The organism is Modestobacter versicolor, from assembly GCF_014195485.1.
Lineage (GTDB): Bacteria > Actinomycetota > Actinomycetes > Mycobacteriales > Geodermatophilaceae > Modestobacter > Modestobacter versicolor.
On record NZ_JACIBU010000001.1, the window covers coordinates 1,393,299 to 1,416,282 of the forward strand.

At 76.6% G+C, this 22,984-nt stretch carries 21 protein-coding genes; 8 read left to right on the top strand and 13 right to left on the bottom strand.

Going from position 1 to position 22,984, the window contains the following annotated elements:
- Position 1: 1 nt before the first annotated feature.
- The 8 genes from murD to mraZ form a co-directional block, all read right to left on the bottom strand.
- Positions 2 to 1,414: a UDP-N-acetylmuramoyl-L-alanine--D-glutamate ligase gene (gene murD / locus FHX36_RS06755; RefSeq protein ID WP_183513624.1), complete on the bottom strand. Its 1,413-nt coding sequence runs from the start codon at positions 1,412 to 1,414 to the stop codon at positions 2 to 4.
- Entirely contained in the window at positions 1,414 to 2,493 is a 1,080-nt protein-coding gene (gene mraY, locus FHX36_RS06760; RefSeq protein WP_110554283.1) for a phospho-N-acetylmuramoyl-pentapeptide-transferase, read from the bottom strand. The genes murD and mraY overlap by 1 nt, the downstream gene beginning before the upstream one ends.
- Complete coding sequence (locus tag FHX36_RS06765) at positions 2,490 to 3,926, bottom strand: UDP-N-acetylmuramoyl-tripeptide--D-alanyl-D-alanine ligase (protein ID WP_183513625.1); 1,437 nt, start codon at positions 3,924 to 3,926, stop codon at positions 2,490 to 2,492. The genes mraY and FHX36_RS06765 overlap by 4 nt, the downstream gene beginning before the upstream one ends.
- Positions 3,927 to 3,999: 73 nt before the next feature.
- Complete coding sequence (locus FHX36_RS06770) at positions 4,000 to 5,544, bottom strand: UDP-N-acetylmuramoyl-L-alanyl-D-glutamate--2,6-diaminopimelate ligase (protein WP_183513627.1); 1,545 nt, start codon at positions 5,542 to 5,544, stop codon at positions 4,000 to 4,002.
- A gap of 87 nt (positions 5,545 to 5,631) precedes the next feature.
- Entirely contained in the window at positions 5,632 to 7,497 is a 1,866-nt protein-coding gene (locus tag FHX36_RS06775; protein ID WP_343056579.1) for a peptidoglycan D,D-transpeptidase FtsI family protein, read from the bottom strand.
- A 3-nt stretch (positions 7,498 to 7,500) separates the two neighbouring features.
- The gene (locus FHX36_RS06780; RefSeq protein WP_183513628.1) at positions 7,501 to 8,097 is read right to left on the bottom strand and encodes a hypothetical protein; all 597 of its coding nucleotides are present in this window, start codon (positions 8,095 to 8,097) and stop codon (positions 7,501 to 7,503) included.
- Positions 8,094 to 9,071: a 16S rRNA (cytosine(1402)-N(4))-methyltransferase RsmH gene (gene rsmH / locus FHX36_RS06785; RefSeq protein ID WP_183513629.1), complete on the bottom strand. Its 978-nt coding sequence runs from the start codon at positions 9,069 to 9,071 to the stop codon at positions 8,094 to 8,096. The genes FHX36_RS06780 and rsmH overlap by 4 nt, the downstream gene beginning before the upstream one ends.
- 312 nt (positions 9,072 to 9,383) lie before the next feature.
- Positions 9,384 to 9,818 carry a division/cell wall cluster transcriptional repressor MraZ gene (mraZ, locus tag FHX36_RS06790; RefSeq protein ID WP_110553223.1) on the bottom strand — a complete coding sequence of 145 codons (435 nt, stop codon included), beginning with the start codon at positions 9,816 to 9,818 and terminating at the stop codon, positions 9,384 to 9,386.
- 273 nt (positions 9,819 to 10,091) lie between these two features.
- Here mraZ and FHX36_RS06795 point away from each other — a divergent pair, with 273 nt between their 5' ends.
- The 4 genes from FHX36_RS06795 to FHX36_RS06810 all read left to right on the top strand — a co-directional run bounded on the left by FHX36_RS06795 (position 10,092) and on the right by FHX36_RS06810 (position 15,509).
- Complete coding sequence (locus FHX36_RS06795) at positions 10,092 to 11,096, top strand: AAA family ATPase (RefSeq protein ID WP_110553225.1); 1,005 nt, start codon at positions 10,092 to 10,094, stop codon at positions 11,094 to 11,096.
- A 13-nt stretch (positions 11,097 to 11,109) separates the two neighbouring features.
- The gene (locus FHX36_RS06800) at positions 11,110 to 12,516 is read left to right on the top strand and encodes a DUF58 domain-containing protein (protein WP_110553222.1); all 1,407 of its coding nucleotides are present in this window, start codon (positions 11,110 to 11,112) and stop codon (positions 12,514 to 12,516) included.
- Positions 12,513 to 14,861, top strand: coding sequence for a transglutaminase TgpA family protein (locus tag FHX36_RS06805; protein WP_110553221.1), 2,349 nt, complete (start codon positions 12,513 to 12,515; stop codon positions 14,859 to 14,861). The genes FHX36_RS06800 and FHX36_RS06805 overlap by 4 nt, the downstream gene beginning before the upstream one ends.
- A gap of 216 nt (positions 14,862 to 15,077) precedes the next feature.
- A complete protein-coding gene (locus FHX36_RS06810; RefSeq protein WP_183513631.1) occupies positions 15,078 to 15,509 on the top strand; it encodes a hypothetical protein in 432 nt (143 codons plus the stop codon).
- On the opposite strand, the gene FHX36_RS06815 is transcribed toward FHX36_RS06810, so the two are convergent.
- Together FHX36_RS06815 and dinB are read right to left on the bottom strand one after the other, a co-directional pair.
- Entirely contained in the window at positions 15,497 to 15,940 is a 444-nt protein-coding gene (locus tag FHX36_RS06815; protein ID WP_258372895.1) for a DUF3040 domain-containing protein, read from the bottom strand. The genes FHX36_RS06810 and FHX36_RS06815 overlap by 13 nt on opposite strands.
- 132 nt (positions 15,941 to 16,072) lie before the next feature.
- On the bottom strand, positions 16,073 to 17,281 hold the full coding sequence (gene dinB, locus FHX36_RS06820) for a DNA polymerase IV (protein ID WP_343056580.1): 1,209 nt from the start codon (positions 17,279 to 17,281) through the stop codon (positions 16,073 to 16,075).
- A 224-nt stretch (positions 17,282 to 17,505) separates the two neighbouring features.
- Here dinB and FHX36_RS06825 point away from each other — a divergent pair, with 224 nt between their 5' ends.
- The 3 genes from FHX36_RS06825 to FHX36_RS06835 are packed head-to-tail and all read left to right on the top strand — an operon-like array spanning position 17,506 to position 20,121.
- Positions 17,506 to 17,802, top strand: a complete 297-nt coding sequence (locus FHX36_RS06825; protein WP_110554334.1) for a hypothetical protein — start codon at positions 17,506 to 17,508, stop codon at positions 17,800 to 17,802.
- A gap of 2 nt (positions 17,803 to 17,804) precedes the next feature.
- The gene (locus tag FHX36_RS06830) at positions 17,805 to 19,136 is read left to right on the top strand and encodes a JmjC domain-containing protein (protein ID WP_183513633.1); all 1,332 of its coding nucleotides are present in this window, start codon (positions 17,805 to 17,807) and stop codon (positions 19,134 to 19,136) included.
- Between the two features lie 13 nt (positions 19,137 to 19,149).
- A complete protein-coding gene (locus tag FHX36_RS06835; protein ID WP_258372792.1) occupies positions 19,150 to 20,121 on the top strand; it encodes a ferredoxin family protein in 972 nt (323 codons plus the stop codon).
- On the opposite strand, the gene FHX36_RS06840 is transcribed toward FHX36_RS06835, so the two are convergent.
- Genes FHX36_RS06840 through FHX36_RS06850 form a run of 3 tightly spaced genes read right to left on the bottom strand, consistent with a single transcriptional unit; the run spans position 20,122 to position 22,593 of the window.
- Positions 20,122 to 21,291: an alkaline phosphatase family protein gene (locus FHX36_RS06840; protein WP_110552663.1), complete on the bottom strand. Its 1,170-nt coding sequence runs from the start codon at positions 21,289 to 21,291 to the stop codon at positions 20,122 to 20,124.
- A 9-nt stretch (positions 21,292 to 21,300) separates the two neighbouring features.
- Entirely contained in the window at positions 21,301 to 22,041 is a 741-nt protein-coding gene (locus tag FHX36_RS06845; RefSeq protein WP_110552664.1) for a methyltransferase domain-containing protein, read from the bottom strand.
- Between the two features lie 30 nt (positions 22,042 to 22,071).
- Entirely contained in the window at positions 22,072 to 22,593 is a 522-nt protein-coding gene (locus FHX36_RS06850; protein ID WP_110552670.1) for a hypothetical protein, read from the bottom strand.
- Positions 22,594 to 22,748: 155 nt separating this feature from the next.
- On the opposite strand from FHX36_RS06850, the gene FHX36_RS06855 reads away from it, so the two are divergent.
- Positions 22,749 to 22,955, top strand: a complete 207-nt coding sequence (locus tag FHX36_RS06855) for a hypothetical protein (protein WP_110552665.1) — start codon at positions 22,749 to 22,751, stop codon at positions 22,953 to 22,955.
- Positions 22,956 to 22,984: the final 29 nt, after the last annotated feature.

The window sequence follows — 22,984 nt, forward strand, 5'->3', positions numbered from 1 at the left end:
CTCAGCCCAGGGCGCGCACCGCGTCGGCGAAGGCCCGGCCGCGGTGCGCGTAGTCGGTGAACACGTCCATCGAGGCGGCCGCGGGAGCCAGCAGGACGGTGTCACCGGGACGCGCGAGCCGGACGGCGGCCGCCACGACCTCACGCATCACGCTGTCCCCATCCGTCACCACCGCCCCATCGTCGCCGCTCGGGACGACGGTGCGTGGGACCGACGGGGCGTGTCGCGCCAACGACCTGGCCAACTGCTCCCGGTCGCGGCCCAGCAGGACCACCCCGGCCAGCCGCGGGGCGACCGCGGCGACCAGCGGGTCGACGTCGGCGCCCTTGAGCAGGCCGCCGGCGATCCACACCACCCTCGGGTAGCTGGCCAGCGAGGCACCGGCGGCGTGCGGGTTGGTGGCCTTGCTGTCGTCGACGAAGTCGACCCCGTCGACGCTGCCGACCAGCACGTTGCGGTGGGCTCCGCCGCGGAACCCGGCCAGGCCGCGGCCGACGGCCGCCGCGTCGACGCCGGCGACCCGGGCCAGCGCGGCGGCGACCAGGGCGTTCACGGTGTTGTGCGGCCCGCGCACCTGCAGGGCGTCCAGCTCGACGAGCAGCTCGCCGGCCGGGGTGGCGCTGAACGCGCGGTCGACCAGCGCCCCGGCGCGCACACCGAGCTGGCCGCGCTGCGGCTCGCCGAGGGTCACCGTGACCGGGTGCCGGTGCCCGGCGACGAGCGAGGAGGCGACCGGGTCGCCGGCGTCGCCGACGGCGACCGGGGCCAGCCGCAGCAGCCGGCCCTTGGCCTCGCGGTAGGCGTCGAAGGAGCCGTGCCAGTCGACGTGGTCGTCGGCGACGTTGAGCACCGCTGCGGCCGCCGGGGCGATCGAGGACGACCAGTGCAGCTGGAAGCTGGACAGCTCGACGGCGATCGCGTCGAAGGAGGGCCGGCCGTCGGCGTCCCGGGCGGTGACGACCTCGACCAGCGGCCGGCCGACGTTGCCGGCGGCGACCGCCCGCAGGCCGCCGGCCTGCAGCACCGCCTCCAGCATCGTCACCGTGGTGGTCTTGCCGTTGGTGCCGGTGACGGCGTACCAGGGCGCGGGCTCCCCGCCGTCCGGGCCGGGGGCACGCAGCCGCCAGGCGAGCTCGGGCTCCCCCACGACCTCGAGGCCGCGCTGGGCGGCGGCGACCAGCAGCGGGTGGTCCGGGCGCCAGCCCGGTGAGGTGACGACGAGGTCGACGTCCTCCGGCGGGGTGCTCACCGGGCCCAGCCAGCGCGCCCCGGCGGCGACCAGCTCGGCCACGACGGCGGGCTCGGCCGCGTCGGTGAGCAGGACGTCGTCACCCCGCGCGAGCAGCACCCGGGCGGCCGCGGCGCCGGAGACGCCCAGCCCGGCGACGAGGACGGTGCCCAGCCGGCCGGCCATCACAGGCCCGCGAAGGAGAGCCAGTCGGCGTAGAACAGCCCGATCCCGAACGCCACCGCCATCCCGGTGACCAGCCAGAAGCGCACGATCACCGTGTTCTCCGTCCAGCCGGCCAGCTCGAAGTGGTGGTGCAGCGGCGCCATCCGGAACACCCGGCGGCGGGTGGCCCGGAAGAACGCCACCTGGATGACGACCGACAGGGTCACCGCCACGAACAGGCCGCCCAGCACCACCAGCAGCAGCTCGGTGCGGGTGACGATGGCCAGCCCCGACATCAGCCCGCCCAGGGCCAGCGAGCCGGTGTCGCCCATGAAGATCCGCGCCGGTGAGGTGTTCCACCACAGGAAGCCCAGGCAGGCGCCCATCGCCGCGGCGGCGATCAGCGTGACGTCGAGCGGGTCGCGGACGGTGTAGCAGCCGTCGGTGGCGAGCGCGCTGCCGCAGTCGTGCCCGAACTGCCAGAACGAGATGATCACGTAGGAGGCGAACACCATCGCCGAGCAGCCGGCGGCCAGGCCGTCCAGGCCGTCGGTCAGGTTCACCGCGTTGGAGAACCCGGCGATGAACAGGTAGGCGACCGCGACGAAGAGGAAGGTCGGGAGCACCAGCGGCTCGATGTCCCGGACGAAGGAGATCGCCGTGGTCGCCACCGCCGGGCCGCTGCCGTCCTCGACCAGCGCCAGCACCGCGAAGGTGACCCCGATGACCAGCTGGCCGACCAGCTTCGCGGTCTTGTTCAGCCCCAGGCTGCGCCGGTACCGGATCTTCAGGTAGTCGTCGAGGAAGCCGACCGTGCCCAGCCCGATGAGCAGGAACAGCAGCAGCAGGCCGGTCTTGGTGACCCCGCGCCCCTCCTGGTCCAGCAGGAACAGGTGGGCCGCCAGGTAGCCGAGCACGGTGGCCAGCACCATGACGGTGCCGCCCATCGTGGGCGTGCCCTTCTTGGACAGGTGGCTCTCCGGGCCGTCGTCCCGGATCTCCTGGCCGAAGCCGTGCTGGCGGAACGCCTTGATCGCCAGCGGCGTCACCAGGATCGAGACGATCAGCCCGACGGCCGCGGCGATGAGGACGGACTTCACGAGGCGGCCCCGTCCGGGCCGTCGCCGGTGGCCAGCAGGTCGGCGGCGAGCTGCTCCAGCCCGTAGGAGCGGGAGGCCTTGACCAGGACGACGTCGTCCGCGCCGAGGGCGTCGGTCAGCAGCCGGCGGGCTGCCTCGCGGTCCGGCACGTGCTGCACGCTGTCCAGCGCTCTTCCCTCCGACGGTCCTGCGCCGCCCGCCGACAGTTCGGCGAGGGCTCCGGTGTGCACCCCGATGGCGTCCGGCCCGACGGAGACCAGCAGGTCCACCCCGGCCCGGACGGCGTCCCGGCCGAGCCGGGCGTGCGCGGCGTCCGCGCCCGGGCCCAGCTCGCCCATCGCGCCGAGGACGGCGACCCGCCGTCGTCCCGGCAGCCGGACGAGGGCCTCCAGCGCGGCGCGCATCGACTCGGGGTTGGCGTTGTAGGCGTCGTTGACGACGGTCAGCCCGTCGGGCCGGCGGGAGACCTCCATCCGCCAGCGGCTGCGCGGCTCCGCGGCGGACAGCGCGGCGGCGACCGCGGCGGGCGCCATGCCGGCGGCCAGCGCGGCGGCGGCCGCGGACAGCGCGTTGGGCACCTGGTGGGCACCGACCACCTGCAGCGCGACCGGGTGCTCCTCGCCGCCGGCGACCAGGGTGAACACCGGCCGCGCGGCGTCGTCGAGCTCCACGCCGGTGGCCCGCACGTCGGCGTCCTCGCCCAGCCCGGTGGTGACCACCCGGGCGGCGGTGCGCGGCGCCATGCCGATGACCCGGTGGTCGTCGGCGTTGAGCACCGCGGTGCCCTCGGCCGGCAGCGCCTCGACCAGCTCGCCCTTGCTGGTGGCGATCACCTCGGCGCTGCCGAACTCGCCCAGGTGGGCCGAGCCGACGTTGAGCACCACGCCGATGTCCGGCCGGGCGATGCGGCAGAGCCGGGCGATGTGCCCGGGGCCGCGCGAGCCCATCTCCAGCACCAGGTACCGGGTGCCGGTGCCGGCGGTGAGCACGGTCAGCGGCAGGCCGATGTCGTTGTTGAAGGAGCCCTGCGGGCTCACCGTGGGGCCGGCGGCGGCGAGCACCTGGCCGAGCAGGTCCTTGGTGGAGGTCTTGCCCGACGACCCGGTGATGCCGACGGTGACCAGCCCGGCCTCGGCGAGCTGGCGGTGCACCGCGGCGGCCAGCAGGCCCAGGGCGGCGACCGGGTCCGGCACCACGACGCAGGGCAGCGCGGGGTCGGGGCGGGTGGTGAGCGCGCCGACCGCACCGGCGGCGGCGGCCGCGGGCACGTAGTCGGCACCGTCGACCCGCTCCCCCGGCAGCGCGACGAACAGGTCGCCGGCGCCCAGGGCGCGGGAGTCGACGAGGACCGAGCCGGTGACGACGGCCGAGCCGTCGCCGCTGAGCTCGCCGCCGACCGCCTCGGCCACCTCGGCCAGGCTCAGCTCGATCACGCGTCCACCTCGCTGGCGCTCGTCGGACGCGTGCTCGGCGATGCTGCGCCCCTGCGTGACCTCGCGAGCTCGGTCACGCGCCCACCATCCGGGCCTGCAGCACCTCGCGGAGCACGGCGCGGTCGTCGAAGGGCAGCACCTGACCTCCCACCTCCTGGCCGGTCTCGTGTCCCTTGCCGGCCACCAGGAGGGTGTCACCCGGCTGCGCCAGCGCCACCGCGGCGGCCAGCGCGGCGCGCCGGTCGCCGACCTCCAGCACCTCGGCCCGGGTGTCGGCCGGGACGCCGGCGCGCATGGCGGCACGGATCGCCGCCGGGTCCTCCGACCGCGGGTTGTCGTCGGTGATCACCAGGACGTCGCTGCCGGCCGCCGCGGCGGCGCCCATCGCCGGCCGCTTGCCCGGGTCGCGGTCACCGCCGCAACCGAGCACGGTGAGCAGTCGCCCGCCCGTCGCGGACCGCAGCGCGGCGAGCGCGGTCTGCACCGCGTCGGGCGTGTGCGCGTAGTCGACGACGGCGACGAAGGGCTGGCCGGCGTCCACCGGCTCCATCCGGCCCGGGACGACGGTGTCCGCGACCCCGGGCAGCGCGGTCTCCGGCGGCACCCCGACGGCGTCCAGCAGGGCGACCGCGAGCACCGCGTTCGCGACGTTGAAGTCACCGGGCAGCCGGAGCCGGGCCGGCCAGCTGCGCCCGCCGGGGCCGTGCAGGGTGAAGGTCGACCCGCCCGTGGGGACGGTGGCGACGTCGGTGGCCGACCAGTCGGCGTCCGCGCCGCGGGTGGAGACGGTGACCGTGCCGGGGCGGACCAGCCGGCGGCCGGCCTCGTCGTCGACGTCGACCACCTCGACCGCGGCCCGCCCGTCGAACAGCAGCGCCTTGGCCTGGAAGTAGCTCTCCATGTCGTGGTGGTACTCGAGGTGGTCGCGGGAGAGGTTGGTGAAGCCCGCGGCGGCGAACCGCACGCCACCGACCCGGCCCATGACCAGCGCGTGGCTGGACACCTCCATGACCACGGCCCGGACGCCGGAGGCCACCATCCCGGCCAGCAGCGCGTGCAGCTCGGGCGCCTCGGGGGTGGTCCGCGCGCTGGGCATCTCGGTGGTGACCGGCGCCCCGTCGGCGTCCCGTCCCCGGGTGCGGGTCTGCACGGTGCCGATCAGCCCGCTGGTCCAGCCGGCCGCCGCGAAGCCGGCCTCCACCAGGTAGCTGGTCGTCGTCTTGCCGTTCGTGCCGGTGATGCCGATGACGGTCAGCTGCTCGCTCGGCAGGCCGTGCACCCGCCCGGCGACGGGCCCGAGCACGGCGCGCGGGTCGTCGACGACGCACACCGGCAGGCCGGTGGCCCGGGCGGGCCCGGCACCGCTGGGGTCGGTGAGCACCGCGACGGCGCCGCGCCCGACGGCGTCGGGGGCGAACCGGACGCCGTGCGCGTTGGCCCCGGGCAGCGCGGCGAACAGGTCACCGGGGCGGACGGCGCCGGAGGCGAGCGTCACGCCGGTGACCGGGGTGGCGGGGTCGCCCTGCACGGGCGGGCCGACGAGGTCGGCCAGGTCGGCGAGGGTGAGCGGCCGGTCCCCGGCTGGCCGGGGACCGGACCCGGGCACGGTCGGGGTCACGTCTGTCCAATCTACCGGCGGCTGCCGCTGGGGCCCGATGATCACCGGATCGTCCACGTGTCGGCGTCGGCCGGGGCCGGCCGGGGGTCAGTCGACGCGGAGGGTGAAGTCCGGGCGGGGGGTGCCGGAGGGGACGACGCCGCCGGCGGTCAGCGCGTAGCGCATGACGTCGGAGAACACCGGTGCGGCGACCTGGCCGCCCTCGGCGGAGCTGGTCGGGCGCTCGAGGTCGACGGCGACCACGTACTGCGGGTCGTCGGCCGGGGCGTAGCCGACGAAGGTGGTGAAGTAGCCGCCGCCGGTGTAGCAGCTGCAGTCGGGGTTGGCGCGCTGCGCGGTGCCGGTCTTGCCGACCACCCGGAAGCCGTCGACCTCGCCGAGCGGGGCGGTGCCGCCCTTGCCGACGACCGCCTCGAGCATGTAGGTCAGCTGGCCCGCGGTGTCCTCGCTGACCACCCGGGTGCCCTCGGGGCGCGGGGCGTCGGTGACCGTGCCGTCGGCGGCGGTCACCGAGGAGACCACCCGCGGCGGGACGCGGACCCCGCCGTTGGCCAGGGTCTGGTACACCGACGCCATCTGCAGCGTGGTGACCGAGATGCCCTGGCCGATGGGCACGTTGGCGGCGCGGCTCTCGGTCCAGTCCGCGGAGTCCTCGAGGATGCCCGCGCTCTCGCCGGGCAGCTCGATCCCGGTCTCGGAGCCGAGCCCGAACGCCCGGAGGTAGCGCTCCAGCGTGCTGTTGCCCACCTCGCGGGCCAGCATGATCGACCCGACGTTGCTCGACTGCGCCAGGATGCCGGTGACGGTGAAGTCGATCGGCTCGTGGTCGTGCGCGTCGGTGACGACCGCGTCCCCGGCCTGGATGTGCCCGTTGACGGTGAGCACGGTGTCCTTGGTCGCCTTGCCCTCCTCGATGGCGGCGGCCAGGGTCACCGCCTTCATCACCGAGCCCGGCTCGTAGACGTCGGAGACCACCGGGTTGCCCAGCAGGTCGGGGTCGGTCTCGTTGTAGCGGCCCGGGTCGTAGCCGGGGCAGGAGGCCATCGCGGCGACCTCGCCGGTGTGCACGTCCAGCACGACCGCCGAGGCCGAGGTGGTGGCGCCGTCGGCGCAGGCGCTGTCCAGCCGCTGCTGCACCACGTACTGCAGGTCCTCGTCCAGGGTCAGCTGCACCGAGCCGCCGTCGGTGGCCGGGGTGGTCTCGTCGATGCCCGAGGGGATCTCGTTGCCGCTGTTGTCGACCTCGACCCGCTTCTCCCCGTCGGTGCCGGCCAGCACGTCCTCGTGGGTCTGCTCGATGCCGGCCAGGCCGTCGCCGTCGCTGCCGACGAACCCGACGACCTGGCCGCCGACCGCCCCGGCGGGGTAGAGGCGCACCGGGTCGTCCTCGAAGACCAGCCCGGAGCGGGTGGCCAGCGGGAGCTCGCGGATCACCTCGGTGACGTCGGTGGACACGTGCCGGGCGAGCACCACGTAGCGGGAGTCGCGGGACAGCTGCTCGGTGAGCTCGGCGACCGGGACGTCGAGCAGCGTGGTGAGCGCGAGCGCCGTCCGGGTGGGGTCCTGAACGACCGCGGGGTCGGCCACCACCCGCTCGGCGCCCACGGAGTAGGCCAGCACCTGCCCGTTGCGGTCGGTGATCTGCCCGCGCACCGCCTCGATGGGGTACCTGGCCATCCGGTCGTCGGTGGCGGCCTGCGCGTAGGCCGCCCCGTCGACGCCCTGCAGCACCACCAGCCGGCCGACGACCACCACCAGCAGGGCGATCAGGAAGAGCAGCCCCCACCGGTTGCGCTGCTCGCGGTGGGCGAGCCCCAGCGGCTGGCGCCGCCGGCCGCCCGGCTCGCGGCGCGGCCGCAGGTCACCGCGCCCGGCCGGACCGGTCGCCCGGGCAGGGGCGCGCCGCGCTCCGCTGGAGCGGGGCGGCGGCGTCGGCGGACCTGCAGGGGCCACGGATCAGTTCCCGGGGGTCGTGGGGGCGGGTTCGGGGGCGGGCGCCGGTTCGGCGGTGCCGAGCAGCACCGAGGTGCCGTCGGGCTGCAGCACCAGGTGGGCCGCGGCCCCCGGCTGGACCAGCCCGGCGGCGGCCGCCGCCCGGGCGAGCTCGGCAGCAGTGTCGGCAACGACCACCTGCTGCTCCAGCCGAGCGACCTCCTCGGCCTGCTCGGCGATCGCGGCCCGCTGCTGGTTGGCCTCCAGCGAGTCGACGGCGATGGCGGTGTTCAGCAGCAGCAGCCCGACCGTGGTCGCGACCAGCATCGCCACCAGCAGGACGACGAACGGTGCGCGCCGCCGGGCCGCCGGCCGCACCCGGGGCGGGGTGCGGGTCGGCGTGGTGCGGGCCGGCGGGACCAGCCGCAGCTGCGGGCCGGTGCCGACCGGGCCGGTGCGCCGGGTGGTGCCGGGACGCGGCACGTGGACCGGGCCGGTGCCGGGGCGGGGCGCGGTGCGCGCGGTCGCCGTCCGGGCGGTGGCGGTGCGGTTGGTCGCCGTCCTCGCGGTGGCGGTGCGGGCCGCCGTCCTCGCCGTCGTGGCGTGGGCCGGCTGGCTCACGAGGCCCTCCGGATGCGCTCGGCGGCGCGGACGCGGGCGGAGGCGGCCCGCGGGTTGCGGGCGACCTCGGCCTCGCCGGGCGCCTCACCGCCGCGGGTGACCAGCCGGAGCACCGGGGCGTGCTCGGGCATCGGCACCGGCATGCCGTGCGGGGTGCGGTCGACCGCCTCGGCGGCGAGGGTCTGCTTCACGATGCGGTCCTCGAGGGAGTGGAAGCTGATCACGACCACCCGGCCACCGACGGCGAGCGCCTCGATGGCCGCGGGCAGGGCCCGGTCGAGCACGCCGAGCTCGTCGTTGACCTCGATGCGCAGCGCCTGGAACGTCCGCTTGGCGGGGTGGCCGCCGGTGCGGCGGGTGGCGGCGGGGATGGCGTCGCGGACCAGCTCGGCGAGGCGGGCGGTGCCGGTGAACGGCTCGCGGGCCCGCTCCCGCTCGATGGCCGAGGCGATCCGGCCGGCGAAGCGCTCCTCGCCGTAGACCTTGAGCACCCGGGTCAGCTCACCGCGGGAGTAGGTGTTGACGACGTCGGCGGCCGTGCGGGGGCCGCTGGGGTCCATCCGCATGTCCAGCGGGGCGTCGGTGGAGTAGCTGAAGCCGCGGGTGGGGCGGTCGAGCTGGAGCGAGGAGACGCCGAGGTCGAACAGCACCCCCTGCACCTCCGCGATCCCGAGGTCGGCCAGCACGTCGGGCAGCTCGTCGAAGACCGCCGGCACCAGGGTGGCGCGGTCGCTGAAGCCGGCGGCGGCGATCCGGGCGCCGGCCTCCGCGCGGGCGTCGGGGTCGCGGTCCAGGCCGACGAGCCGGAGCCCCGGGTGGGCCGACAGCAGGGCCAGCGAGTGGCCGGCCAGGCCGAGCGTGCAGTCGACGAGGACGGCGCCGTCGGCCTCGAGGGCCGGGGCCAGCAGCTCGGTGACCCGCTCGAGGAGGACGGGGACGTGCAGCGCGGGCCCGGCGGGCTCGGGGCTGCTCATCGACTGCTCCTCGGGGTCAGGGGGCGGTGCGCTCCGGGCGGTGGGGAGCAGTGGGGCGGGTGGAGCCGGGTGGAGCGGAGGTGGAGCCGTGGTGGGGCCCGGTCCTGGCCCGCCGCCCCGCAGGGCCCGCCTGGCGCCGGGGAAGCGGTGCCAGGAGGTGCCCTGCTGGGGCGGCTGGGCGGGTGGAGCAGGTCCTGCCGTGGGCACCGAGCCGAGGGGAAGTCGGCTCGCTGCCCGGGTCCCGGTCGAGCCGCGGGGAAGTCGGCTCGTCCGAGGTGGTGGTGCGGGGTCTCGGTGGGGCGGGGTCGGGGGTCAGGACAGGGTCGGCATCCCCTCGCTCTCCATCGCGGCGAAGACCGCCTCCTGCTCGGCCACGTAGGCCTCCCAGGTCGCGGAGTCCCAGATCTCGAAGCGGGTGTCGACACCGACGACCACGACGTCGCGGTCCAGGCCGGCGTACTCCCGCAGGCTGGCCGGGATGGTGATCCGCCCGGTCTTGTCCGCCTCGACCTCGACCATCGAGCCGAAGCTCATCCGGGCGTGCATGCGGGCGGCGTTGGTGTCCGAGGGCGCCATCGCCTTGAGCGCGGCGCTCTGCTCGGCGACCCGGGCCATGGTGAGGCCGTAGACGCAGCGCTCCTGGCCCTTCTTGATCACCATGCCGTCGGCCACCAGCTCGCGGTAGCGGACAGGGAGGGCGAGCCGGCCCTTCTCGTCCAGACGCAGGGGGTAGCTGCCGACGAACACCGGATCACCCCCAACATCTGTCCTCCTGTGGTCGTGCAAGGCACCATCCGTGGCCCCCGCCTCCCCATTGCGCGACACAGTAACCCACTGGCCCCCACTGGACACCACTCAACGACGTGTCGCCCCCTCTTCTCCACGGCGCCCCACCGGCTCCCCACCCGCCCTGCGCGCGCGTGCGCCGCCCGGCCCTCCCCCGGCGCTCCACCCCGCCCCTCGGGCGGGGTGGAACGGATCCACCCCGCGACCCCCGGAACAGCACGTACCGTGGGTCGGGTGACGGAGAGCACGGCTGCGCTGGACGCCGCGGGGACCGACGCCGTACCGACCTCCGGCACCGAGGTCGACGTCGCCGCCGAGGGGGCTCGACTGGCCGCGGCGATCAGCCGGGTCGTCGAGGGCAAGCCCGACGTCGTCCGGCTGGCGCTGGCCGTGCTGCTGGCCGAGGGCCACCTGCTCATCGAGGACGTGCCCGGCGTGGGCAAGACCACGCTGGCCAAGGCGCTGGCCCGCTCCATCGACGGCAGCGTGCGGCGCATCCAGTTCACCCCGGACCTGCTGCCCAGCGACGTCACCGGCGTCGCGGTCTACGACCAGGAGTCGCGGGCCTTCGAGTTCAAGCCCGGCGCCGTCTTCGCCAACATCGTGGTGGCCGACGAGATCAACCGGGCCTCGCCGAAGACCCAGTCCGCGCTGCTGGAGTGCATGGAGGAGCGCCAGGTCACCGTCGACGGCGTCACCTACGAGCTGGCCCGGCCGTTCATGGTGGTGGCGACGCAGAACCCGCTGGAGATGGAGGGCACCTACCCCCTCCCCGAGGCCCAGCGCGACCGGTTCACCGCCCGGGTCTCGATGGGCTACCCCGACCGCGAGGCCGAGCTGGCGATGCTCGACGAGCGCGCCACCACCGACCCGCTGACCGCGCTGACCCCGGTCACCGACGCCGCCTCGGTGCGCGCCCTGGTCGCCGCCGTGGGCCGGCTGCACGTCGCGGAGCCGCTGCGCCGGTACGTCGTCTCGCTCGTCGAGGCCACCCGCCGCTCCCCCGACCTGCGGCTGGGCGCCTCCCCGCGGGCCGGGCTGCAGCTGCTGCGGGCCGCCCGGGCCACCGCCGCCCTGGCCGGCCGCGACCACGTCCTCCCCGACGACGTGCAGGCCATGGCGGTGCCGGTGCTCGCCCACCGGCTGCTGCTCACCCCCGACGCCGCGCTGGCCCGGCGGGACACCCAACGGGTGGTCACCGACCTGCTGGCGACGGTCCCGGTCCACCGCACCCGCTGAGCGCGCCCCGCTGATGGCACGCACCCGGATCGCCGACGCCGCCTCCTCCCTGACCCTGCGCGGCCGCTGCCTGGTCGCCGGGGGGATCACCCTCGGCCTGCTCGGCGCGCTGCTCGGTGAGCGCGCGCTGGTCCAGCTGGCCGTGTTCGTGCTCGCCCTGCCGGTGATCTCCGCCCTCGGCGTGGCCCGCCAGCGGTTCCGGATCGCCACCCGCCGCACGGTGACCCCCGCGCGGCTCCCCCGGGGCGACGACGCCGACGTGCTGCTCGAGGTGGCCAACACCGACCGGCGGGCCGGTGGCCTGTGGGTGCTCACCGAGCAGCTGCCGCCGGAGCTCGCCACCCGGCCCCGGTTCGTGGTGGAGCGGCTGGCCAGCGGCGCCACCGCGCCCCTGCGGTACCGGCTGCACGGCGGCCGCCGCGGCCGGTTCTCCCTCGGCCCGGTCCGGCTGCGGCTGGTCGACCCGTTCGGGCTGGTGCTGCGCACCGCGGCCGGCAGCGACACCGCAGCCCTGCTGGTCACCCCGCGGGTGCGGCCGCTGCAGGGCAGCGGCTCGCTCACCGGTGCCGGCGGCAACGGTGGCGAGGGCTCGCGCCGGTCGATCGCGGTGCACGGCGAGGACGACGTGAGCACCCGCGAGTACCGCTACGGCGACGACCTGCGGCTGGTGCACTGGCGGGCCACCGCCCGCACCGGCGAGCTGATGGTGCGGCTGGAGGAGCGGCCCTGGCGGGCGGCGGCCAGCCTGTTCCTGGACTCCCGGCTCACCGCCCACCTCACCGGCGGGCAGGTCACCGGCCCTCCCGGCGACCCCGCCGCCCCACCGGACACCCTGGAGTGGGTGGTGGAGGCCGCGGCCAGCATCGGCGTGCACCTGCTGCGCCGGGGCGCCGGCCTGCGGGTGGTCACCGAGACCGGCGAGCTGACCCCGGCCCTGGGGCGCGGCCCGCTCGGCCCCGAGGAGCTGCTCGAGCGGCTGGCCGAGCTGGGCGGCTCCCGGCACGCCGGGCTGCAGGCCGGCATCGAGGCGCTGCGCCGGGCCGGCGTAGACGGGCCGGCGATCTGCCTGCTCGGCCTGGTCGGGCCGGACGACGTGCACGCGCTGGTCCGGGCCCGCTCCGGCCCCGGCACCGACGTCGCCGTGCTGGTCGACCCCGAGGCGTGGCTGGACGCCGGGGTCACCCGGGGCCGCCGGCCGCTCGCCCCCGCCGCCCGCGCGGAGCTGTGCACCCAGCAGCGGCAGGCGGCCGACCTCCTGCGCAGCGCGGGCTGGCAGGTCGTGCAGGCGCGGCCGGACCAGTCGGTCGACGAGGTGTGGAGCCGGCTGAGCGGACCGGAGACCGGGCTGGGCGGCGCGGCCACCTACGGGGCGCCGTCGATCAGCGCGGCCGGCAGCGCCGCCGGGCAGGTGCCGGCATGAGCCGCGACGCCGACGAGCTGCCCCGCGCCGCGCAGGGCCGGGCCAGCACTGCGGTGGCCGCCGGGGTCGCCGTCGGGCTCGGCGCGCTCGCCCTCGACCCGGTGTTCGCCGCCCGCTCGTGGATCCCACCGGTGGTGGTCGTCGTCGCGGCGGTGTCCCTGGGTGGGATCGCGCTGCGCGCCGGCCTGGCCCGGCTGGCCGAGTCACGGGGCCCCGGCGCTGCCGTCCCCGCACTCGGCCGCGCGCTGGTGCCGGCCGGGCAGCTGCTGCTGGTGCTCGTCGTCCTGACCCGGATCTTCACCCCGGAGCAGTCGTGGGCCGGGTTGGTGCCCACCCCGGCCAGCGTCGGCGACCTGCTCGCGCTGCTCGGCGACGGCCTGGCGGAGATCCGCGAGCAGGCCACCCCGGCGCTGCCGCTGAGCGGGCTGGTGGCGCTGACCACGCTGTTCGTCGCGCTCGTGGCCCTCGCCGTCGACCTGCTCGCCGTGCCCGCCCGCCAGCCGGCCCTCGGCGGCCTGGGGCTGCTGGTCCTCTACTGCGTCCCGGTGAGCACCGTGACCGGCGGCGTCGCGTTCATCTCCTTCGCCGCCCCGGCCGCCGGCTTCGCCGTCCTGCTCTGGGCCGACCAGCGCGGCCGGCTGGGGACGAGCGCCGACGGCGGCAGCGGCGCACCGCTGGGCACCGGCACGCTGCCCGCGCTGCGCACCGGCGCGCTGGCCCTGGTCGCGGGGCTCGTGCTGCCGCTGTTCGTGCCGACGCTGGCCGAGGGGTCCCTGGCCAGCGGGATCGGCGGCTCGGGCACCGGCGACGGGGTGGGCTCGGCCCTCGACCCGGTCGCGGAGATGCAGGGCCAGCTCAACCTGCCCGAGCCGATCGACCTGCTGTCGCTGGACACGTCGGTCGACGACCCCGGCTACCTGCGCGCGGTCGCCCTGGACGAGTACGACGAGGACGGCTGGCACCTCACCAACCTCAACGGCCAGCAGTCGATCGCCCAGGAGCGGCCCCTGGCCCCGCTGCCCGGCCGGACGCCCAGCCGCGAGGTGCGCGAGCGGATCACCGTGCTCGACCACGACGACCAGTTCCTGCCGGTGCCCTACTCGCCGCAGCAGGTCGAGGTGCGCGACGCCGCCGACGACGACTGGCGCTTCGACCGGGCCGGCAGCACGGTCTTCGGCCGCGACGTGACCACGGAGGACCTGGAGTACGAGGTCGTCGCCGAGCAGCCCGAGCCCTCGGTCGAGGACCTGGAGGCCGCCCCCGCGCTCGACCCGGACGACGACATGCTCCGGTACACCGAGCTGCCCGAGCTGGCTCCGAGCGTCCGCGACCTGGCCGCCCAGCTGAGCACCGGCGCCCGCACCCCCTACGACCGGGTGCGCGCCGTGCTCGACCACTTCACCGACCCGGCCAACGACTTCGTCTACAGCCTGTCGACGACGCCGGGCACCACCGGCGACGACCTGGCCGACTTCCTCCGGCTCAAGCGCGGCTACTGCGAGCAGTACGCCGGGGCGATGGCCGTGCTGGTGCGGGCGACCGGGGTCCCGGCCCGGGTGGTGCTCGGCTACACCCCCGGCCAGGAGCAGGCCGACGGCGCCCGGGTCGTCACCAGCGACGACGCGCACGCCTGGGTGGAGGCCTGGTTCGCCGGGATCGGCTGGATCCCCTTCGACCCCACGCCGATCGCGGCCAACCGCGCCGTCGAGCTGCCCTGGGCACCTCGGGTGGACGCCACCGTCGACGAGACCGTGGTCGAGCCGCCCGTCCCCGGCGCCGAGCTGCCGCTGCCCTCGGGCCCGACGGCCGAGCTCGACCGCGACGACGAGTTCACCCCGCTGGACACCGACGCCCTGGCCGACGACCCCTCACCGCTGCCCTGGCTGGCCGGCACCGGGGCGGCGGCGCTGGTGCTCGCGCTGGCCGCGCTCCCTGCCCTGCAGCGCCGCCGCACCCGGCGCCGCCGGCTGGACGACGGGACGCCCGGCGAGCTGTGGGCCGAGCTGCTGGCCACCACCACCGACCTGGGCATCACCGTGACCGGCACCTCCACCGCCCGCCAGCTCGCCCGGCAGCTGGCCGAGCAGCTGAGCGGCGCCGAGCCGGCCGCGGTCACCGCCGTGCGCACGCTCGCGCTCGCCCAGGAGCGGGCGGTGTACGGGCCGCCGGGCACGGCGGGTGCCGACCCGGCCGCGGCGACCGCGCTGCGCACCGTGCGGCGGGGACTGCTGCGGCAGGCGACCCGGGGCCAGCGGCTGCGGGCGAACGTCTGGCCGGCGTCCACGCTGGCCGACGCGGGCCGCTGGGTCACCGCCCGCACCCCCCGCCCGCTCCGCGCCGCCTGACGAAGAACCCGCCCGCCCCTCACAGACCGGCGATCATGGCGCCAGGACCAGGTCAGGACGGCGCGGCGTGGTCGCGGCGCCATGATCGTCGCGGGGTGAGCATCGCGCGGGCGGCCGTGTCAGCCGGGCAGCACGGCATCCAGCCGCGCCTCGTCGACCGTTCCGGACACCAGGCCGCGCAGCCCGGCTGCGAGAGCGTGCAGGTACCCGTGGGTCGTGGGCACCTCGATGCGCACCTCGCCGCGGGCCAGGAGCGGTGAGCTGATCGGTCGCGGTGGCCAGCCGGACGACCACGGTCACCTGCCCGCGGACCCCCACCACGACGTGCAGGTCGATGGTGCCCGTCGACCCGGTGCCGCCGGCGACCGAGAACCCCGGGTCGCCGGGCTCGTGGCTCGCCAGTCGGGCGGCGAACTGCAGCAGGGCGTCGTCGTCGAACCACGCCGTCGCCCTCCCGGCGAAGCCGGCCACGTCGGCGGCGAGATCGCCGGTCGCGTCGCTGTCCCGGTAGGCGTACCGCAGCACGAGGGCGTCGCGTCGCTCGTCCACGGCGCCGAGCCCAGGGAGTGGCGGCCACGAACGGCAGCAGCCGCCGTCCCGGAGGACGGCGGCTGCTGGCGGGGTGAGGGGACCGGCTACTGGTCGTAGCGGCGGCGGAAGCGCTCCTCCAGCCGGTTCTTCAGCGGCTGGCGACGGGCCTTGGAGCTGCCCTTGCCACCGCGACCGGGACCGGGACGCCCGGCCGGGCCGGGGGCGGCACCGGCCTCGACCGCGCCGGTCGCGTTCTTGTAGTTCAGGACGACGAGCGCGGCCCCGCCGAACGCCACCAGGAAGCCGGCGACGCCGACCAGGACCTGGGGCAGCACGGCCCCGCCGAGGACCACCGCCAGACCGACGACGACCAGCCCGATGCCCACCTGGACCTTCCGGCGGGCCTTCTGGCGGCGGTCGCCGGTACGTACGGTCGAAGCGAACTTCGGGTCGTCGTCGACGAGGGCACGCTCGATCTGCTCCAGCAGACGCTGCTCGTGCTCGGAGAGCGGCACGTCGACCTCCAGGTGCGCAGTGCTACAAGCCACCGGCGGCAGTCCGCCCGCAGTGACACCGAGGATACGAGCCGATTGCAGGGTGCGAAAGGCGAGGCGCCACCGACACACCCGTCGGGGCTGTCGTCCCGCACACAGAACCGGCCGGTCCGGCGGAACTGCAGGTCAGCGACCCGAACCCGGCGAGGGCCGGCGACCACCCGGACCGGCTCCCGGACGGTGGGTGCGGGTGATCAGCGTCGCCGGGCGGACCGCGCCGGCCCCGAACCGGCGCGCGGCGCGGTCCGCGGCCAGCTCGGCGTCCCGCCGGCCGTGCTCGCGGGCGCCCAGTTCGAGCTGCCGGGCGGTGCTCCCGGCCTCCACCAGGCCCTCGGCCCGGACCCCGACCAGCCGGATCCGGGCGCGGTCGAGCCCCAGCGCGTCGTAGAGCGCCCGGGCGGTCTCGTAGAGCTCCTGCCCGACGTCGGTGGGCACCTTGAGGGTGCGCGAGCGGGTGATCGTGGTGAAGTCGGCGAAGCGCACCTTGATGCTCACCGTGCGGGTCAGGTGACCGGTCGAGCGCAGCCGCCCCGCCGTGCGCTCGGCCAGGTGCAGCAGCTCGCGGTGGATGACCGCGGGGTCGTCGACGTCGGTGCCGAAGGTCTCCTCCGCCCCGGTCGACCGGTCGGGCTCGTCGGGCACCACCCGCCGCGGGTCGCGGCCCCAGGCGAGCTCGTGCAGGTGGCTGCCCGCCGCGTGCCCGACCGCGCGCTGCAGGGTGCGCGCGGGCACGTGGGCGAGGTCGCCCACGGTGCGCAGGCCCAGCCGCAGCAGCACCTCCTCGGTCTTGGGGCCGACGCCCCACAGGGCGCCCACCGGCAGCGGGTGCAGGAAGTCCATGACCTCGGCCGGGCGCACCACCATCAACCCGTCGGGCTTGGACCGGGTGGAGGCCAGCTTGGCGACGAACTTGCTGCCGGCCACCCCGACCGAGCAGGTGATGCCCTGCTCGTCGAAGACCCGGGCCCGGATGTACTCCGCGATGGCCACCGGGTCGCCCAGCCGGCGCCCGGAGCCGGAGACGTCGAGGAACGCCTCGTCCAGGCTCAGCGGCTCGACCAGGGGCGTGATCGTGCGGAACAGCGCCATGACCGAGCGGGAGACCTCGGCGTAGAGCTCGAGGTCGCCCGGCAGCACGGTGGCCGTGGGGCACAGCCGCAGCGCCCGGGAGGTGGGCATGGCGCTGTGCACCCCGTACCGGCGGGCCTCGTAGGTGGCCGAGGTGACGACGCCGCGGTTGCCCACCCCGCCGACGATGACCGGGGTGCCGGCCAGCTCCGGGTGCCGGCGGACCTCGACGCTGGCGAAGAACGCGTCCATGTCGACGTGCAGCACGGTGCAACCGGTAGCGCGATCGGACACCTCGCACCCCCACCCCTCGTGGTCGAACACCTGTTCGACCGATGGGAGGACAGTACCGGTCGCGGGCCTGCCGGGCGCCCCGGCACGCGGTCGCGGGCCGGCGGACCCCTGCCAGGTGTGCGGAGTCGATCATCGCGGTAGAACTGCGGTGGGTGGTCGCCGTCCGGCGGTCACGACCCCCGACGATCGGAGGAGCCATGGCGCTCGACGACGAGGACATGACCAGCACGGAGGGCCCCGCCGACGGCGGTGCCGAGGGCACCACGGGCCAGCACGACGGCGGCGCTGACGGCGGTGCCGATGGTGGCGCTGACGGCGGTGCCGATGGCGGCGCCGATGGCGGCGCGGACGGCGGCGCCGATGGCGGCGCGGACGGCGGTGCCGATGGCGGCGCGGACGGCGGCGCGGACGGCGGCGCCGAGGGCCCCCTCGACTCCGGCGCCGGCGGCGGCACGCCGGGGCAGCAGGACGGTGGCGCGGACGGCTCGGCCTGAGCGTGTCCGACCGTGAACGGCAGGACCGGGCGCCGTCCTCCCCCCGGGAGGGCGGCGCCCGCCCGGCGCTGCGCCGCTGCATCAGCGTCGACCCGCAGGTCTTCGCCGCCGAGCACTGGTCGCGCCGGCCGCTGCTCTCCACCGCCGAGGAGCTCGGCGGCACCTTCACCGACCTCCTCGACCTCGACGCCGTCGACGAGCTGCTGAGCACCCGCGGCCTGCGCACGCCCTTCCTGCGGATCGCCAAGGACGGCGCCGTCGTCGACGCCAAGCGCTTCACCAGCTCGCAGGGCGCCGGCGCCGAGATCGCCGACCAGGTGTCCTCCGACTCGGTGCTCCGGCTGTTCGCCGAGGGCAGCACCGTCGTCCTGCAGGGCCTGCACCGGCTGTGGCCGCCGCTGGTCGACTTCGCCGGCCAGCTCGCCGAGGACCTCGGGCACCCCACCCAGGTCAACGCCTACGTCACGCCGCCGTCCTCACGCGGGTTCTCCCCGCACTACGACGTGCACGACGTCTTCGTCCTCCAGGTCGCCGGCGAGAAGCACTGGACCATCCACGCGCCCGTGCTCGCCGACCCGCTGCGCACCCACCCGTGGACCGACCGCTTCGCGGAGGTGGCCGCCGCAGCCGAGCGCGCGCCGGTGATCGACACCGTGCTGCGCCCCGGCGACGCCCTCTACCTGCCCCGCGGCTACATCCACTCGGCGGTGGCGCTCGGCGAGATCAGCGCCCACCTGACCGTCGGCGTGCACTCGGTGACCCGCTGGGGCGCGGTCGAGTCGGCGCTGGACCTGGTGCGCACCCTCGCCGCCGAGGACCCCGCGCTGCGCGGCTCGCTGCCGCTGGGCGTCGACCTCGCCGACCCCGGCAGCACCACCGAGGACGTCGCCGCGGTGCTCTCCGGGCTGCAGCGGTGGCTGGGGCAGGTCGACCCGGCCGCCGTCGCCGACGCGCTGCGGGCCCGCACCTGGGCCCAGGTGCGCCCGGCCCCGGTGTCGCCGCTGGCCCAGTCCGGCGCCGCCGCCGCGCTGACCGCCGGCACCGTGCTGCGGGTGCGCCCGCTGCTGCGGCTGCAGCTGCGCGAGCCGGACGGCGACCGGGTCGCGCTGGTCGCCGGGCGGCGCACCCACGACCTGCCGGCCGACACCCGGCCGGCGCTGGCCGCGCTGCTGGCCGCCGGCGAGCTGAAGGTCGGCGACCTGCCCGGCCTGGACGCCGCCGACCAGCTCACCCTGGCCCGGCGGCTGGTGACCGAGTCGATCGCGGTGGTGCCCGACGCCCGGGCCGGGTCGACCGGGCACGATGGGGGTCGTGGCGACACCGGTGGGGCCTGAGCCGACCGGACCGGTGAGCGCCGATCCGGAGTTCTGCCGGGCGCCGGAGGCACCGGTGCTGCGCTCCACCCCCGCGGGCCGGCTCGACGACGCCCGCTGCTCGGTCCAGGCGCTGCTGCGCGGCGACTCCCCGGTGGCGACCGCGCCGCCGGCCCGCCGCTGGCTGCTGGTCGAGCAGCCGGGCCCGTGGGGGCGCGACGCGCTGCTGGAGTCCCGCTTCGACCGCCGGGTGGCCTCGCGGCTGGCCGCCCGCGCCCGCGAGCTGGGCGTCCGGGTCCAGCTGGTGCGCCGGGCCGGCGAGCGGCTGTCGGCCTCCGGGCGGCGGTGGGCGGTCGCCGACACCACCCCCGGCGTGGAGACCATCTGGTGGTCCACCCGGGACACCGACGCCGACCTGCTCGAGGTGCCGTGGGACGGGTCGGTGGGCACGCCGTCCACCACGCCCACCTACCTGGTGTGCACGCACGGCGCGCACGACGTCTGCTGCGCGGTGCGCGGCCGGCCGCTGGCCCGGGCGCTGCCGGCCGGCGGCGCGCCGGTCGACGTGTGGGAGACCAGCCACCTGGGCGGCGACCGGTTCGCCGCGAACGTCGTCGTCCTGCCCTGGGGGTTCGTCTACGGGCAGGTGCCCGAGGACGGCAGCGCCCTGGTCGCCGCGCACGCCGCCGGCCAGGTGGCGCTGCCGTGGCTGCGCGGCCGCGCCGGGCTGGTGCCCGCGGCCCAGGCGGCCCAGCACCACGCCCGCGGCGAGCTCGGCCTGCTTGGGGTGCACGACCTGCCGCCCCGGCGGGTCCGCGCGCTGCCGGCCCCGGCCCCGGGCATCGACCGGTTCGACGTCACCCTCGCCGGGCCGGCCGGCGACGTGCTGGTGACCCTGGAGAGCCGGTTGTCGACGTCGGCGCACCGGCTGACCTGCGCTGCACCCAACCCGGGGCACTGGCGCACCTGGCACCCGCTGGCGCTGCAGGTCGCCGCGCCGGCCTGACTAGCGGAGCGCGCGGCCCCGGGCGGCCAGCAGCGGGATCGCCAGCTCCGCCGGGGTGAGCGAGCCGTGGAACGCGGCGAGCAGCGAGCTGTGCGGCTCGGTGGCGACGTCGGTGAACGCCCAGCTCCCCCGGGCCAGCGCGACGACGTCGCCGACCCGGTCGGCGACCGACTCCACGACGTCGCCGAACAGGCCGCGCTCGATCGCCTCGGCCCGGCTGAGCACCCAGGCGCGGTGGCCGAGCACCGAGCGCCAGGTGGCCAGGACGTCGTCGGCGGCGCCGGGCTCGGTGTGCACGTAGCGGGCCCGCGGCTCGCCGGTGAGCAGCCGGACCCCGTCGGTCAGCCCCGGCTCCTCGCCGACGTCGAGCCGGGTGTGGTCGGGGACGTCGACCATGCCGTGGTCGGCGGTGACCAGCAGGACGGCGTCCTCGGGCAGGCCGGCGGCGAGCTGCTCGACCATCCGGTCGACGACGCCGAGCTGGTGCCGCCAGCTCGCCGAGTCGACGCCGCGGACGTGGCCGGTGAGGTCCAGGTCGGCGGTGTAGCCGTAGACCAGGCTGCGGTCGCCGGTGGCCAGCGCCGCGTGCACCACCGCGACGAGGTCACCGGGGCTGTAGGCGTCGGCGTAGTCGGCCCCGCGGTAGGCGGCCGCGGTCAGCCCGGAGCGGGCGAAGGCGTGCGGGCCCACCGCGGTGCAGGTGACGCCGTGCGCGGTGGCCTGCTCGAAGACGGTCGGCTGGGCCTGCCACTGCCGCGGGTCGGGGTCGTCGCGCCACTGGACGTGGTTGAGCGTGCGGCCGGTACCGGGCACCTCGGTGACGAAGCCGAGCACGCCGTGGCTGCCCGGCGGCAGCCCGGTGCCCAGCGTGGCGAGGCTGACCGGGGTGGTGCTCGGGCAGGGGGCGGACAGCACGCCGGCCGGGGTGCCGAGCGCGCTGAGCACCGGGGCCTCGTCGGGGTGCGCGGCCAGCAGCTCCGCCCCCAGCCCGTCGACGAGCAGCACGGCGACCCGGCGGGCGCCGCCGAGGGCCGGGGTGAGGTCCAGCGGGTCGACCGGCAGGTCACCGCGCCGGACCGGCACCCCGAGCGCGGTGGCGACGCTGGGCAGCACGTCGGCGAGGGTGTTGTCGCCGTACTGCGGGACCGCGAGGTCGTCGGGGACGCTCATCGGGGTCGGTCAGGCCCCCGGGCGGGTGGCCAGCACGTGCAGGGCGGTGGCGACGTCGCGGTAGGGCGAGGTGCCGGCCAGCGAGAGCTCCAGCGCCCGCAGCGCGTCGGAGTCGGCACCGGTCGAGGCCCCGAGCAGGTCGGTGACGACGGAGACGCCCCGCCACTCCCCCGGCTCCAGCCCGGCACCGGCGATCAGGGCGAGCAGCTCGTCGGGGCTGAACCGGCGGCGGGCCGGGCCACCCCGGGCAGGGGCCGGGTCCTGCCCGGTGACCAGCGCCCGCGCCTCGACCGGGTGGCCGCCGATGGCGCGGGCCAGCACGGCACCGGCCCGGTTGGCCGAGGCCGCCGACAGCCGGCCGCCGGGGCGCAGCACGCCGGCGATCTGCTGCAGCGTGCTGGCCGGGTCGTCGACGACCTCGAGGACGTAGTGGCACAGCACCAGGTCGTAGGGCTCGCTCGAGGGCAGGGCGTCGAGCATCCGGTCGCCGTCACCCTGGACGCCACGGACCCGCTCGCCGGCGCCGGCGGTCGCGGCCCGGCGGTGCAGGGTGGCGAGCGCGTCGGCGCTGGGGTCGACGACGGTCACCTGGTGGCCGAGCTGGGCCAGCGGGACGGCGAACATGCCGCTGCCCCCGCCGACGTCGAGCACCTGGAGCGGCGGCCCGGCGCTGACGACCGGGTCGAGGGCGGCCCAGATCGCCGCCGTCCGCGCCGGGGCCTGCGCTGCCGTGGCAGGAGGGGTCGTCACCCAGCGGAGCCTAGTGGCGGGGGTCGCCGGTCACCCGGCGCGGACCGGTCGGCGGTCAGGCTGCGCGGAGCCGGCGACCCGGCTGAAGGACATGGTCCAGTTTGGCGTCCAGCTGGCCCCGTCGTCGAAGGAGAAGGACTGCTGCCAGAGCGGGGTGTCCGGGTCGGCCCGCCACTCGAAGCGGACGAGCACCGGTCGGCCGCCCAGGACGTCGGCGCAGTCGAACACGCCCCGGTCACTGGTGAAACGGCCGACCACCGGTGGGTCGAGCCGGCCGGGCGCGCGGGTCGAGCTCCACCAGATGCGCCAGGTGCCCGAGGTCGGGTCGTACAGCCGCAGGCTGAGGCCCTCGAACGGCGGGCCGTCCGGCGGGTCGGGCACCTCCATCAGGTCGACGTTCCCGAGCCCGTGCTGGACGGGGCGCACCTCACTGGTGGCGTCGAAGTCGACCCAGTCGTGGCAGCCGGGGTCGGTGACGTCCCGGAGCTTGCGGTTGTGCACCTGCCAACGGCCGTGCAAGAAGTCGAAGGCGTCGGTGCCGGCAGCGGTCATGCCGCGGACCATGGCAGCCGGGTCCGACAGGTCCGTCCCGGCACGAGCCGGCCGCGGCGGTGCTGGAGCGCCGCGCGGGACTGTTGGGCTGGATGAGGCCGCGAGTTCGTGCGCCTGCCGCACGGTGTGCGAACAGCGGCCCTACCTTGCCCGCCATGCCGAGCTACCGACTGCTGGACGGGTACGGGTACCCGACCGACACCTTCACCGCTGCCTGCGACGACGAGGCGAAGGCCTTCGGGATGGCGCGCGCCCAGGAGCACCCCCGCCCGGAGCCCCGCTTCGGCGCCCGCCGGGACTTCCAGGTGCACCGCGAGGAGGGCGACCGCTGGCGCCTGCTCGTCGCCTTCGCCCCGGTCTGAACGAGGACCCCGCTGCCCCCCCACCACTC

Coding starts and splice junctions, on each gene's coding strand:
- FHX36_RS06800 (WP_110553222.1), top strand. CDS start 11,110: ATGGCACGCACCCGGATCGCCGACGCCGCCTCCTCCCTGACCCTGCGC.
- rsmH (WP_183513629.1), bottom strand. CDS start 9,071: ATGAGCAGCCCCGAGCCCGCCGGGCCCGCGCTGCACGTCCCCGTCCTC.
- FHX36_RS06840 (WP_110552663.1), bottom strand. CDS start 21,291: ATGAGCGTCCCCGACGACCTCGCGGTCCCGCAGTACGGCGACAACACC.
- FHX36_RS06805 (WP_110553221.1), top strand. CDS start 12,513: ATGAGCCGCGACGCCGACGAGCTGCCCCGCGCCGCGCAGGGCCGGGCC.
- murD (WP_183513624.1), bottom strand. CDS start 1,414: ATGGCCGGCCGGCTGGGCACCGTCCTCGTCGCCGGGCTGGGCGTCTCC.
- FHX36_RS06825 (WP_110554334.1), top strand. CDS start 17,506: ATGGCGCTCGACGACGAGGACATGACCAGCACGGAGGGCCCCGCCGAC.
- FHX36_RS06850 (WP_110552670.1), bottom strand. CDS start 22,593: ATGACCGCTGCCGGCACCGACGCCTTCGACTTCTTGCACGGCCGTTGG.
- FHX36_RS06855 (WP_110552665.1), top strand. CDS start 22,749: ATGCCGAGCTACCGACTGCTGGACGGGTACGGGTACCCGACCGACACC.